The sequence below is a fragment of the Acinetobacter sp. GW821-FHT01E09 genome (assembly GCF_059422385.1).
Genome location: NZ_JBWKWU010000001.1, coordinates 1,680,915 through 1,694,978, shown reverse-complemented (window position 1 = coordinate 1,694,978; position 14,064 = coordinate 1,680,915). Strand labels below are relative to the sequence as shown.

Below are 14,064 nucleotides of genomic sequence, written 5' to 3'. Positions count from 1 at the left end.
TAACTTATAACCTACTCGCTCAAAACCTATTCATTTTAAATGTACTGCTTTTAAATGTAAGACCCTAAATGATTAGGTTATTTAAAACAATGAATTGAATCAATGGATGTTGATCTCAATACAGTAAAAATCAATTCTCATGGACAGGAATAACAAGGGAGAACACTATGGCTGGTTTATCAATTTGGCATGTGATCATTTTTGCAATTGTGGTTATTTTATTATTCGGGACATCTAAGCTTAAAAATATTGGTAAAGATGTTGGCGGCGCAGTCAAAGACTTTAAAAAATCAATGCGTGAGGAAGAAAACATCGCATTAAAAGAGACCAACACGCTTGAACATGAGGAGACCAAGAAACCATCCGACTCAACCATTAACAGCTAAGTTTAGGGATGATATAGATGTTTAATGTTGGAATGTCTGAACTTTTTGTGTTTGGCATTATTGCTCTTCTGGTACTTGGACCAGAAAAACTGCCAGAGGCCGCTCGTTTCGCGGGGAAATGGTATGCCAAACTCATGCATTTTGTGAACAATGCCAAACAAGATATTGACCGTGAACTCGGATTATCCGAACTGCGTGCGCAAGTCCAACAAGAAATGCAGCGTATGGCCGAGCTTGAACAAAAAATGCAATCCCAACTTGCTGAACTTCGGCAGCAAACAGAGGTAAGCGACGCTAAACAACAGCTACAGAGCAGCGCTACTGAAAAAACAACAAAGTTTAACAGTTTGATTTATTGTAATTTATTGAGTAATCAAGCGTATTACTCAGTATTTACACCCTATTATTTACAAAGCTATTTACAGCATCAACCACCATCTAATGATCATCAGACAGAGCCTAAAGCCTCATCTCCGGTAAAATTAAAGGTGATCGCATGAATACACAGCTCCCTCAATCTTCATCACCCGCTGTGATTGCAAAAGACCTACCGTCTGAAGAACTACAGCAAATGCCACTGATTGAACATTTGGTGGCGCTTCGTCAACATTTGTTTAAAACAGTAGGGGTTCTATTCGCACTATTTTTTTGTTTATTGCCTTTTGCCAATCGAACATATCAACTACTCTCAGAACCGTTAAGAGCACAACTTCCTGCCAATTCATCCATGATCGCAACAGATGTTACTGCAACATTTATGGCACCCTTTAAGCTTAACTTTTTTGTGGCGATTCTGCTGGCAATGCCTTTTATTATTTATCAGCTCTGGAGTTTTATTAAACCCGCACTTTATGAAAAAGAAAGATCACTGGCACTTCCCTTGTTGTTAGGTAGCATCCTATTATTTTACGCAGGGATTGCCTTCGCTTACTTTATTGTACTGCCTTCTATTCTGCACTTTTTCATCAGTGTCTCTCCCGAAACCGTCGCACCCATGACCGATATCAATAGTTATCTCAGCTTTTGTTTAAAGTTATTTTTGGTGTTTGGGGTAACTTTTGAAATTCCAATGATCACACTTTTATTGATTTTGATTGGTGTGGTTAGCACTCAGAGTTTAATTGCAAAACGCCGGTTTATTATAGTGGGCTGTTTTTTTATCGCTATGTTTGTAACACCACCTGATGCAATTTCCATGATTATGCTTGCGATCCCAATGTGGTTATTGTTTGAGCTGGGTTTATTATTTGGAAAATTACTGGAAAAGCGAAGAAAGCGCTAAACTCATCCTGCCACCTTAAAAAACTAAACCCAAAATTTAGACCCCAAAATGCTTAAAATCAAAGAAATGGCATGCTCATTGATGAGCATGCCATGCAAGATTATGCAATTTTAATAATCGGTTTGAGTGTAATACCCTTGTGGCTATCTATCGCTGCTTGATTGATTTCATCAAATGCATAGAATTTTACAAGTTGGTCAAAGGGAAATTTCCCTTGCTGATATAGACGGACTAACTCAGGGATAAATTTCTTGGGTGAGCCACTCCCCTCAACAACACCTAAAATGGTTTTCCCACCCAATAACAGATCGTTTACATCAAATTGTGCAGTTGTGCCTAATTGAGGTGCACCTACCACGGCGATTTTGCCTAAAATCCCCAGTGCATCAACACCTTGTTTTAATATCTCAGGTCGCCCCGTAGATTCCAATGCAAAGTTGGCTCCACCATCGGTAATCTCTTTAATCACCGCCACAGGATCTTGAGTTTGACTATTGATCACATGGGTTGCACCCAATTGTTTTGCCAACTCCAAACGAGATTCAACAATATCAACAGCAATAATGATCGAAGCACCACACACTTTTGCCGCAAGCAAAGCACTCAGACCAACAGCACCAGCACCCCAAGTCACAAAACTACTGGCCGGTGTCACTTTTAAAGCATTTATACATGCACCAGCACCTGTTTGAATACCACAACCTAGTGGTCCTAATAGTTCAATTGGTACGTCTTTGGTCACTTTAACCGTGTTATTTTCACGACTTAAAGCATAGGTTGCAAAGGAGGATTGGGCAAAAAAATGATCATTAACCACACCATGATCGTGGGTACAAAGTGCATGTTGTCCTTCTGAATCTGTCCCACTAAAATTTCGTCCAAAAAACTCTGAACAATAGGCAGGATTTCCAGTATTGCATTGGGTACATTTTCCACAATACCCGTAACTTAAGACCACATGATCGCCCACTTGAAGCTCGGTTACATTAGGGCCAATCGCCTCGATAATTCCTGACCCTTCATGTCCAAGAACAGCAGGCAGCGGAACCGGATAATATTGATCACGTACAATCAAATCGGTGTGGCACATTCCTGTAGCAACCACTTTTACCAATACTTCATCACCTTGAGGCTGACGTATTTTTAAAGCTTGCAACTCAAAGTCAGCACCTTTACATGGGGTCACTGCGGCAATAATATCTTTTAATTCACTCATGTTATAACGTCCTGTAATGATTTATTTAATTGTTTAAAAAGGATAATGTGGCGCTTGAGCCTGTACAGTAATCCATTGCCACTGGGTAAATTCATCGGCATTGGCAGGGCCGCCAATACGCGTACCATTACCTGATGAACCAAAACCACCAAATGGATTGACCGTTTCATCATTTACGGTCTGATCATTGATATGTAGCAAGCCCACTTTGAGCTGTGCACCGAGTTGCATACCTCGTCCTACATTGGAGGTAATAATGCCTGCTGAAAGCCCATAATCGCCGTCATTGGCTAATTCAATGGCCTGTTCATCTGAGCTAAACGGAATCAACACGGCAACAGGGCCAAAAATCTCTTCACTAAAAATCGAATTATTTGCAGTCACATCTGTCAGTACAGTCGGTTGAAAAAACACCCCATCGGCATGTCCACCGATTTCCAATGTTGCGCCTTCTTTAACCGCAGCACTAACCAATTGTTCTACACGTTGCGCTTGTTTGGCATTGATCAATGGCCCAATGGTGACATTCTTGTCACAAGGGTTCCCCACCACAAAATTCTGCACTTTTTCAATGACACGCTGTTTGACCTGTTGATAAATTTTTTGATGAATCAAAATCTTGCCAGAGGTCATACAAATCTGTCCAGAATGTAAAAATGCACCCCATGCAATATTTTCTGCTGCCAACTCAATATCCGCATCATCCAAAATAATCAGTGAGTTTTTCCCACCCAGTTCTAGAGAGACTTTCTTTAAGGTCTTTGCCGCATTCGCCCCAACAATCCGTCCAACTTGGGTTGATCCCGTAAATTGGATACTGGCAATATTTTTATCCAAAGTCAGTGCTTCACCAACTTCTGCCCCACCTGGCAATACATGCAGCAGCCCCTTTGGCAATCCTGCAAGTTCAAAAATCCGTGCAATCACATAGCCACTGCACACTGCTGTACGCTCATCAGGTTTTAACACCACCGCATTACCAAAGGCCAAAGCAGGTGCCACAGCACGTAAAGCTAAGTACAGTGGAAAGTTAAATGGCGAAATGACCCCAACAACACCTAAGGGCAAGCGTTTGGCTATACTTAATTTGCCATTTTGTGTAGGTAATAATGTGCCCTGTTCAGTTGCAGGTGAAGCAATACAATGTTTAAGCACTTGAATCGCAATGCTTACTTCAAAGCCCGCTTTCAGTTGTAATGAACCACTTTCCTTAACCAACCACTCAATCACTTCCGCTTGATTTTCTGTCAGTAAAACAGCAGCTCGCTCAAACACTGCCTGACGTTCTTGGTAATTTAAAGCCCACCACTGTTGTTGAGCGGCTTTGGCTTGTTGTGCGGCATTCACCACATCAGCGGCACTGGCATAACCGATTTCACCAAGCACTTGACCTGTTGCAACCTCAATCACACTGTAGGTGTCTTGGGCTGACTGCCATGAACCGTTAAATAATTTTTTATCCCAAAGCTCTTTTGTGAATATAGACATTCTGACCTCTTCAAAATTTATTTAGACAATTGCTTTACTGTTCCAACTGCATCCTTGTAAAAATGACGCAATCAATGTGTTACACCTGCTTTAAATTAAAAAATGTAAAAAACACGAAAATTCAGACCGTAATCCTTCCTAAATCCGCTTTCCGTTCGTGTGTCTGAAAGCAACTGCGCACTTAATTGAGTTTTTGCATTCAACATTTGCTGAAACTCCAATCGCGCTTGTTGCTTTTCCATGTTCTGATCCAGTTTGATTCCATCCAATTGTTGTTCACCCCCATAATTTGCGGCATAACCGAGGGCGATTTTCTGTTTAGAATTCAAGTCGTAGCGTAAGTTAAATTGAGTTTGATAGCTGGTCGCTTGTGAAAGTGTTTGATCGCCCTTTCCCGCTTCATCGTTGTCTCCATACCAAATCACATCTTGATAAAGTTCAAAAGCAAGCTTGCCATATAGCGGCTGTACCCATGCCAGTTGAAGATCATACTTAAATCGGTTTTCGCCTAAATTCACCGCATCATTTCGATCATATTGCCCAAGTGGCAGATAAATAAATGGGGTAAATGCCAGATAACGACCCGATGAACCTTGTTCAGGCTGATTAATCAGCCAAAATGCAGAAGCAATCACTGGATCTGCAAAACCTGAAGCATTGTTTAAATCAGTATCACCAATTTGCGTATGCCGTATTGTTCCAAATGGTAAAATGATTTGAGGCGTTGCACGTAAACCAGCGATGTCGGTGTAATGAATTAAGCGCGCGATAGCGATATCCGATTTAGATTCAGCTCTGGTTTTTTCACCATTTTGGTAATAACCCTCCATTTGACTATGTTGATAATAGAACACACCTGCATTGGTGCCTTTTGGCAACGCTGTATAATCCCCTACGTTTACGTCAATTGCATGGCTATACTGTACAAACATGCCACTCAACATAACAAGCAGGCTATTTTTATTGCTAAAACGCATCATCTATTCCCTTTAGTTTCAAGCATCCTTTTCACTGCTCATTGCACTTGTTTAAATTTTTAATCAAAAATCAATCGATTCATCCATGACAAATCGACCATCTACACTTAATAAATCGATTGATAGATTTGTTTTAATCAAATATGAGCCATAGAATATTTGCAGTTAGCGTGCCAATATTTTTATAATTAATAATCATAGACTTAAAATAAGGTTACCTTTCCAATGTCCAATAAATGGACAGCATTGAGAATGCACTGTCCAATCAATGGACAATCACTGGGGGCCTAAAACAAGGATGAGGGGTTAAATATGAATAAGGATTAAAAACGAGAATAAGGGTTAGTTAAGTTTAAAAATAATGTGTACGTAATAAGTGTATATTCAGGCAACTTTGAGTTGCCCTAGCATGATGAACAATCAGAAAAAAAAAGCCAAAGCTGTTCCGACAAGACCTAATATACAGTCCCAAGATCAAGCTTTGGATGGAGTAAACGTTGCAATAAAATCAGTATTAATTGCCAATATATTTATAAATCGTTGTTCTTGAGATATTTAAGCGCTTCGCTGTCCTTGCGATATTGCCATTCTCTTCTTGTAACACCTGCACAATCATTTGCTTGGTCAAACTATTTAAGTTTTTATTTTCATTGAATATCAGTTGCTTACTTTGCTGCTGATTCGCTAAATCAGCTTCAGGTAAATATAAATGATTTAAAATTTCACTGTCTTTAAACGCTGCGGATAGCTTCACCACATGAATTAATTCACGAATATTTCCTTCCCATGTGTGCCTATTAAATTGTTGTTCTACATGGCTCGACCATTGCGCTATGCCGAATTGATCCAGAACGTGATGTAAAATGATCTGTTTATCTTGACGTAAGCGTAAGGGTTGTAAATGTACCTGAAAACCGCAAATACGATAATATAAATCACGGCGGAATGACTGCTGTTGTATTTTACTTTTTAAATCCTGATGTGTTGCACATAACAGTTTAAATGCTGACTTGATCGGTTTACGTCCTCCAACCCGATAGAACTGCTGATCTTGTAACACTCTTAAAATTTTCACTTGTAAATGTAAAGGCAAATCACCAATCTCATCGAGAAAGAGTATGCCCTGATCTGCCAGTTCAATTAAACCTTTTTCGCCTTGCCGTTTAGCACCTGTGAAAGCGCCGCCTTCATAACCAAATAATTCTGCTTCAAGCAAATGATCTGGTATTGCACCGCAATTAATCGAAATAAAAGGTAAATCTACATCCAGCTTCTGATGTAACTGCTGAGCAAAATAATCCTTACCTGTGCCGGTTTCTCCGGTAATCAATACAGGAATATCGGCTTTTAATGCTTTCAGCGCTTGATCAAGCAAATGCTGGGTCGTGATTTTGCTTGTTTTATTCTGCAACTGCCCATTCACACTACGTAGCTGGGCATAAAAAAATGCATGGTCAAAACTTTGAATTAAAAAACAATCACTCGAATTTAATGGATTCAAATGCTCGGTTAGCAAAAAATGATCCATTGGTTGCTGCAACAATTGCTCAATAGAACAATTCAGCAATTTCAACGCCATTTGGTTGGCTTTGAGGATTTTTCCTGATTGATCCAGTACGATCATGCCCGTATAGGCATTGTCCAGCAAATCTTTGGAATGTTGAAAATAAAGGACCCGTTGATCAAGTTGTAGTGCTGCCTGAATAATCTTATTTTCCAAAATATAACTTTGGTAAAGTAAGTGACGCAACCAATTGCTCGCCAAAAGCCCTTGTGGTGAAGTGATATCTAAAGCACCGAGTACATCACCACAGCCATTGAATATCGGAACCGATGCACAAGAATAATTCGAAAATTCATCCAGATAATGTTGATGCCCTGTCATGATCATAGGCTGTTTAGACATCACACTACATGTCGGTGCAATCGCACCAAACACAGAGGGCTCAATGATACGACCCGTGCATAAATAATGATATTGGTCATCTAAATCAGGATTGTGACGTTCAGCAATAATTTTAAGCTGATGATTAATTAAGAAAACGATAACATCCTGTTGCCCAAATAAGCGCCAGACATCATTTAATACACCTTCAGCCAATGCGGCTAATTTTATATCGCCCTGTGAAAGGTCAGCGACAGGAAACTCGTGTAAGTCAGTGATTTTGGAGAAAGGACTTAAGCCCGAATTTTTTGCACTTTCCCAAAGCTGTAAAATAGGTGAGTCTCGTTGCACAATCTCTGGCAGTTCTCCAGTATTGTAAAAGTTATATTTAATATTTTGCCAAGAAAATTCAGATAACCCATCCATAAGCCTATTCCAAATCCAGCAGTTGCTTTCGATCATCCCTTTGATGATCCCAATATAAAATCACCCTCTCTAGAATATGACAAGGGCTAAATACAATTAAATATGTAGCACAAAATCTGCATCATCACAAAATCCTATACGGAGTTTTAAAATAAATATTCATGTAAATCAATTATATTGCACATCGCATACTGTCTTTAAATGCAGTCTAGACTTCACTCTTAAATGTTATTTTTCAATCTAAATAAAATGAAATCAAACAATATGTTTAATCAATGAAATCATAAAGGGTGCAAATAACACCATGATGATTCCTGAAATAATCATTGATAGACTAGCAATCACTCCTTCTAACTCATGACGTTGTCTTGCTCGCGCAATCCCCATCGCATGAGCGGCATTTCCTAGAGCGGCGCCTTGTGCAATACTGTTTTTATAGCGCATCCATAACAGTAAAAAATCACCAAATAACATCCCCACTAAGCCTGTTATGACCGTAAACAAGGGGATTAAACTGATTGAGCCGCCAATTTTTTCAGTCAATTCCAAGGCAAATGGAATAGAAATCGAACGTGCCAAAAGACTATTTTTCAAAATTTCGTCGAAATTAAACATACTTGCCAATAGCCAACTACTTAAGATTCCCACCAGCATAGACACACTAGAACTGACGATTAAAACGAAAAAATATTGTTTGACGATCGCTCTATAACGAAATACAGGAATCGCAAATGCCACTGTAATTGGTCCTAACATGGCAACCAAATATTGGGTGTATTGGTAATAGTCTTGAAAGCGATGCTGAAATATAAAGATCAAAATAATACTAAGACTAGGCACCACAATAATCGGAGAAAAATATATTTTCTGGGTAAAAACAAATAAGCGCTTTGCCAAGAAGTAACACAGTACCGTCCAAAGCAAGTAAAAAATCCCCCACAACTCCGTCATTCCATATCATCCTGTTGCAAGAATATTTTCACCATCAACACAGAGCTTGCCATCACCAAAGCGGTACTGAGTAAAATCACCAGAAATATTTTCCAACCACTGATCAAAAGCAATTGCTGATACTGAATCACACCGACCACTGGCGGAATAAAAAACAACAACAGCTCACCCAACAGAATATCTGCACCTAGACTCACCTTTTCCAAATTGAGCCATTGCATTTGCAATAAAATCAGCAATATAAAAAAACCTAAAACACCTGATGCAATGGGTAAATTCAACAGTTTTTGCAACATATATGCAAAACCCCAAATCGCTATAATCAAGCTGATTTGGTAGCTCGCGCGCTTAATCGTGGTTAACTCAGATATTGTATAAAACACTGTCATTTACATCCGTATATTCATCATGACTCAAGCTAAATTTAACGGTACATACCTTTTTTCAACTTGAAATTAAGTGATATATCCGTAGTCTGCAGTGCATTAAAGAAAAAATATAGCTACAAAATCAGCCGATAAAAATATAACAGTTCAGCCATATTTTAAAAATCTGTTATATTTTTTCTCCTCATTTTCTGTACCTACATCCCAACTAAATAATGGTGCAAGATCATAATAATTATTTCTAAGTAGGTAGTTTTTATGGAACGATCTATGGTTTTTTCCAAACTTAATCATGACGGTCATGGGTCTATAGCGATCCAATGCCTCAAGCAACGATGGGGCATGCAATGAGTCTCGGATTAACTGCACTAGAACTGGCAAGAATTCAGTTTGCTTTCACTGTGTCTTTTCACATTATTTTCCCTGCAACCTCTATTGGTTTAGCCTGTTTCCTTGCACTGCTGGAATGGAAATGGTTACGGACACAAAACCCTGTTTACAAAGATCTATTCAAATACTGGATTAAAATTTTTGCTGTTGCATTTGCTATGGGTGTTGTTTCAGGCATTGTCATGGCCTACCAGTTTGGTACTAACTGGAGTGAGTTCTCCCGTATCTCAGGCAGTGTGACGGGGCCATTGCTCACCTATGAGGTTTTAAGCGCATTTTTCTTAGAAGCAGGCTTCTTAGGAATCATGCTTTTTGGTTGGGGCCGAGTCACCGCAAAAGCCCATTTTTTTGCCACACTTATGGTCGCCATTGGAACCTGTATTTCAATGTTCTGGATTTTATCCTCTAACAGTTGGATGCAAACACCACAAGGCTTTGCAATTGAAAATGGCATCATTGTCCCGACAGACTGGTGGGCAATTGTATTTAACCCATCGTTCCCCTATCGCTTTGCACATATGGCAACAGCTGCATTTTTAGTGTCTTCATTATTGGTTGTGGGCACAGCTGGCTGGCATCTGCTTAAAGGTCGTCGTGATGAATTAATTAAAAAATCATTCTCTATGGGTTTATGGATGGTGCTGGTAACCTCTTGTTTACAAGTGGTTATTGGCGACAACCATGGTTTAAACACCTTAAAACACCAACCAGCGAAATTGGCAGCAATTGAAGGACACTGGGAGACCAACCGTGACCATGCGATGCCACTTCTGCTGTTTGCGACACCAAACATGCAACAAGAAAAAAATACAACTGAATTCGGTATTCCCTATTTAGGCAGTTTGATTCTAACCCACTCCTTAGATGGCGAAGTTACTGGATTAAAGGACTTTGCAGCTGAAGATCGTCCAAATGTAGGCATCGTGTTCTGGAGCTTCCGTGTCATGGTGGGTCTTGGCATGTTAATGGTATTGCTGTCTTTAACAGCCTTATGGCTACGCAAAAAGAATCGGCTATACGAGTCTACATGGTTTCATAAATTCGCTATTGTGATGGGCCCAACGGGTTATATCGCTTTACTCGCAGGTTGGGTTACAACAGAAGTAGGAAGACAGCCTTGGGTGGTTTATGGCGTATTACGTACCAAAGATGCGTTATCGCATACGGTAACAGCAGACCAAGTGGGACTCAGTCTGATCATTTTTGTACTGGTGTATACCGTTGTATTTGGTGCAGGGATTTATTATATGTTCAGACTCATGAAATCTGGACCTGAGTTTTTAACTCATTTAGATCCTGAAATAACCGGTTTAGGGCATTTTAAAACCCCATTACGCCCCCTCAGTGCTGTGGATGATCCAATCGATGGACAACAAGCGCCGCTAGATCAAAATAAGGAGAAACATCATGATTGATCTCGCTTTAATATGGGTCGGCATTATCGGTTTAGGTGTACTGATTTATGTAGTGATGGATGGCTTTGATTTAGGTATTGGCATTCTCTTTCCATTTATTCCAGACCGACAAGAACGTGATGTCATGATGAATACGGTCGCCCCTGTCTGGGATGGTAACGAAACATGGATGGTGCTTGGCGGTGCGGGATTATTTGCAGCCTTTCCGCTGGTCTATTCTACGGTACTCTCTGCTTTATACCTTCCTATCATTTTTATGGTGGTCGCATTGATTTTCCGTGGTGTTGCCTTCGAGTTCCGCTTTAAAGCAACTCGAACCAAATACTTATGGGATCAAGCCTTTATTTGGGGATCGATCTTATCTAGCTTTTTCCAAGGGGTTATCCTTGGTGCATATATCCAAGGTATTCAAACCACTGCGGGTATTTATAGTGGCGGTGTATGGGATTGGTTTACCCCTTTTTCACTTTTCACTGGTTTAGGTGTTGTTGTCATGTATGCCACTTTAGGTTGTGGCTGGTTGATTTTAAAAACGGAAGCGCGTTTACAAGACATCATGTATACGCTGATGCCAAAGCTGTTAATTACGTTAATGATTATTTTTGCTGCCGTCAGTATCTATACCCCGATCACACATCCTGAAATTGCCCAGCGCTGGTTTGCCTTACCAAACCTTATCTATTTCAGCCCTGTGCCTATTTTAGTTGTACTCTTTTCTGGTTTAATTTTACATGCTTGTAAGCAACGATACGAGGTCAAACCTTTTGTCTATACGCTGGCATTGGTTTTTCTAGCATTTACTGGATTTGTAATTAGTTTATGGCCAAACATCATTCCACCTTCAGTTTCAATTTGGCAAGCCGCTGCACCAGAATCAAGTCTTAAATTTACCTTGGTCGGTGCGGCAATTCTGATCCCAATTATTATCGCTTATACCTTCTTGTCTTACTGGGTTTTCCGAGACAAAGTCCGTATTGGTGATGAAGGCTACCATTGATCAAGGAGTTTTAGATGAACAAATACATCAAACAACTCAACCCTACGACATGGTTTATTTTATTGTGGTGTTTCGGTTTTGCAGCATTGGCTTTAATTGCGGGTTTGTTTAGATTAATGCTTAGTTTTGCCTATTAGGCATATACCTGTTGATGATCTGACTAGCGAAGAAAGGATAAGCATTTAACTATGCTTATCCTTATTTATAGCCAAACCACCTAATTATTTATACAACTGATTTGCATCAAGTCATTGATCAGAAATGAAGCTTAAGTATTTGTATAAACGTTTAGAAACTGCTGGTTATCAATTCACTTTTTGTGCTTTCGAAGCATAGATACTTATCCTACCGTGGGGCGACAAGGATGTCGCCGTTGAGCGGGGGTATATGAGCAAAAATAGAGCACTGCTTTGTTTGCAGCGCAAGAGCCCTGTTAAACGAAAGATTTTTGTCCCTTTTTATCTCTAAAAAGGGAGGCATCGCCTACGCAAAGATATTTAAACTTTGAATGTAAGGTGTGGCATTGCAAGCTTTTTAGAATCAAACAATTTATTTTCTCCATACAATTGATTTAATTAAAAATGTTAATTAAGAGAAATTATATTCTTGTGTCTCAGTTTTTACAGGTTAACTATACTTGGACGCTTAAATGTCCTGACTACTAAAGATGATGCCCCTTGTTTTTAATAGGGGCACCATTTAATTTATTGGATTAAGCAAAAATTAGAATTTAAAGGTATAGGTTGTGATAAAACGATTTTCCACAAAATCTCTACCTGGAAGGTTTCCAACACCATATTTAATATTGGCATCAATATAGCGCCATTCCACTCCAAGCCCCTTTAACTGTCCTTCTGGAACAGTATAGTTTACAATCAAATTCTTCTCGGTTTCTTTATTATCCTTAAAGCCAGCCCGATAAATGTCACTACCATTTAAATAACGCAAGGTCAGTTTCAGGCCCGGTACGCCATGATCTTTAAAGTCATAACTATATAAGGCATGCCAAGTAAACTCTTTCGCTTTATAAAATGCAATTGCAGACCAAGTCTGTAAATATCCTTGCGGAACATAACCATTTAAAAGTGGAATATTGTCCTCACCCATATGCTTTTGCACACCCGCTAAAAAGGTATTTGGACCATGTTGTGCACTCGCTTGTAATCCTACAGACTGGACATCGATGTTTCCAAAATAAGCATCGCCATCCTCTTTATAATTAAAATAGCGCGCATCTACTTTTAGCTTGGTCTCATTGACTTTTTCTGTATAAACCGCATTGAAATAGTGTTGTTGATAAATATCTTCCAACTGACCAAACCAGTATGAACCAGTGAAGTTAGGGGTAAGCTTATAGTCTAATCCGATAAAATTTAAACCATCACTTCTTTTGTTGGGATCTGTAGAGTTGCCCAAAGTGAATTTTCTATATTCATCATCATCTCGGGCATTGACATGGGTAAAACGACCTGCGGACAGTTTTAAATTTTGAATGTCTTGGCTTTCTAACATTACCCCAGCATAGGTCGTCACCAATTGTCGAGAATCATCAATAAATAAAACCGGTGTTTTTGGAAAAAGCTCCCCCACTTTAAGCTCTGTATTTTGATATTTAAGTTTTAAGGTGGCACCTAATTTTAAATAATCCCGTGCTTGTTGGGCTTCACTTTTGTCATATTTAAAAACGGTATCTAAACGTTCATCATAACGATTATTTAAACGTAGGGCATATTGAAAACCAAAATCCAAACCGACTTGTAGCGCAGTGTCGCTATAACCCGATTCAAAGCGCCCAGATGCCGCCTGCGACCAACTGCCGAGGTCATGTTTGGTATCTTCGTAGTCACGTTCATTATAGAAATTACGTAAATAAATACTGGTGTTACTCTCTTCTAAAAACTCGGCATAAGCGGCATCTATACTCAGACATCCAAACAGCGTATAAAGTGCAACTCGTTGAGTTCTATAAAGCAGATTTAGCTTTAACATGGGAAATCCTTTCCTGAATCTTTGAAATTCTTGTTGTGTAAGTTCTAGGGTGTTCTTTGTCTTATCCTCCAGACAAAAACTTTTGCACTTCCTTAAAATATAAATAAATTCAAAATGATATAATTAAGAAAATACATCAGCACTACCCATTATCAGAATTATTAATGTAATTTTCCATGTATAATGTGGTATATGTTTATACCTTTTCAGTCATACCACTGCTATTTTAAATCTAGATAAAAAATTTTTTATCTATAAAAATACATTTTAAGATAT

The 14,064-nt window shown here is 39.2% G+C and carries 13 protein-coding genes; 6 read left to right on the top strand and 7 right to left on the bottom strand.

What is annotated here, in order from left to right; genetic code table 11:
• Positions 1-167: 167 nt before the first annotated feature.
• Genes tatA through tatC form a run of 3 tightly spaced genes read left to right on the top strand, consistent with a single transcriptional unit; the run spans position 168 to position 1,668 of the window.
• A complete protein-coding gene (gene tatA / locus AC07U8_RS07745; protein ID WP_004721526.1) occupies positions 168-386 on the top strand; it encodes a Sec-independent protein translocase subunit TatA in 219 nt (72 codons plus the stop codon).
• A gap of 17 nt (positions 387-403) precedes the next feature.
• The gene (tatB, locus tag AC07U8_RS07740; protein WP_315077297.1) at positions 404-886 is read left to right on the top strand and encodes a Sec-independent protein translocase protein TatB; all 483 of its coding nucleotides are present in this window, start codon (positions 404-406) and stop codon (positions 884-886) included.
• Positions 883-1,668, top strand: a complete 786-nt coding sequence (tatC, locus tag AC07U8_RS07735; RefSeq protein WP_034616039.1) for a twin-arginine translocase subunit TatC — start codon at positions 883-885, stop codon at positions 1,666-1,668. Before tatB ends, tatC begins: the two co-directional genes overlap by 4 nt.
• Before the next feature lie 100 nt (positions 1,669-1,768).
• On the opposite strand, the gene AC07U8_RS07730 is transcribed toward tatC, so the two are convergent.
• The 6 genes from AC07U8_RS07730 to AC07U8_RS07705 all read right to left on the bottom strand — a co-directional run bounded on the left by AC07U8_RS07730 (position 1,769) and on the right by AC07U8_RS07705 (position 9,000).
• The gene (locus AC07U8_RS07730) at positions 1,769-2,884 is read right to left on the bottom strand and encodes an NAD(P)-dependent alcohol dehydrogenase (RefSeq protein ID WP_494737623.1); all 1,116 of its coding nucleotides are present in this window, start codon (positions 2,882-2,884) and stop codon (positions 1,769-1,771) included.
• Between the two features lie 33 nt (positions 2,885-2,917).
• Positions 2,918-4,372 (bottom strand): benzaldehyde dehydrogenase, encoded by a 1,455-nt coding sequence (locus AC07U8_RS07725; RefSeq protein ID WP_494737622.1) that lies wholly within the window; start codon positions 4,370-4,372, stop codon positions 2,918-2,920.
• Positions 4,373-4,467: 95 nt separating this feature from the next.
• Entirely contained in the window at positions 4,468-5,349 is an 882-nt protein-coding gene (locus AC07U8_RS07720) for a transporter (protein ID WP_494737621.1), read from the bottom strand.
• A 514-nt stretch (positions 5,350-5,863) separates the two neighbouring features.
• Positions 5,864-7,660: a sigma-54-dependent Fis family transcriptional regulator gene (locus AC07U8_RS07715; protein WP_494737620.1), complete on the bottom strand. Its 1,797-nt coding sequence runs from the start codon at positions 7,658-7,660 to the stop codon at positions 5,864-5,866.
• A gap of 255 nt (positions 7,661-7,915) precedes the next feature.
• Complete coding sequence (locus AC07U8_RS07710; protein WP_494737619.1) at positions 7,916-8,611, bottom strand: LrgB family protein; 696 nt, start codon at positions 8,609-8,611, stop codon at positions 7,916-7,918.
• The gene (locus AC07U8_RS07705) at positions 8,608-9,000 is read right to left on the bottom strand and encodes a CidA/LrgA family protein (RefSeq protein WP_081409330.1); all 393 of its coding nucleotides are present in this window, start codon (positions 8,998-9,000) and stop codon (positions 8,608-8,610) included. Before AC07U8_RS07705 ends, AC07U8_RS07710 begins: the two co-directional genes overlap by 4 nt.
• A 344-nt stretch (positions 9,001-9,344) precedes the next feature.
• Between AC07U8_RS07705 and AC07U8_RS07700 the strand changes: the two genes are divergently transcribed.
• Genes AC07U8_RS07700 through AC07U8_RS07690 form a run of 3 tightly spaced genes read left to right on the top strand, consistent with a single transcriptional unit; the run spans position 9,345 to position 11,936 of the window.
• Positions 9,345-10,802: a cytochrome ubiquinol oxidase subunit I gene (locus tag AC07U8_RS07700; protein ID WP_494737618.1), complete on the top strand. Its 1,458-nt coding sequence runs from the start codon at positions 9,345-9,347 to the stop codon at positions 10,800-10,802.
• Positions 10,795-11,799: a cytochrome d ubiquinol oxidase subunit II gene (gene cydB / locus AC07U8_RS07695; RefSeq protein ID WP_096733784.1), complete on the top strand. Its 1,005-nt coding sequence runs from the start codon at positions 10,795-10,797 to the stop codon at positions 11,797-11,799. Before AC07U8_RS07700 ends, cydB begins: the two co-directional genes overlap by 8 nt.
• Before the next feature lie 14 nt (positions 11,800-11,813).
• Positions 11,814-11,936 (top strand): DUF2474 family protein, encoded by a 123-nt coding sequence (locus tag AC07U8_RS07690; RefSeq protein ID WP_096733783.1) that lies wholly within the window; start codon positions 11,814-11,816, stop codon positions 11,934-11,936.
• Between the two features lie 586 nt (positions 11,937-12,522).
• Here the strand turns inward: AC07U8_RS07690 and AC07U8_RS07685 are convergent.
• Positions 12,523-13,788 carry an OprD family outer membrane porin gene (locus tag AC07U8_RS07685; RefSeq protein ID WP_494737617.1) on the bottom strand — a complete coding sequence of 422 codons (1,266 nt, stop codon included), beginning with the start codon at positions 13,786-13,788 and terminating at the stop codon, positions 12,523-12,525.
• Positions 13,789-14,064: the final 276 nt, after the last annotated feature.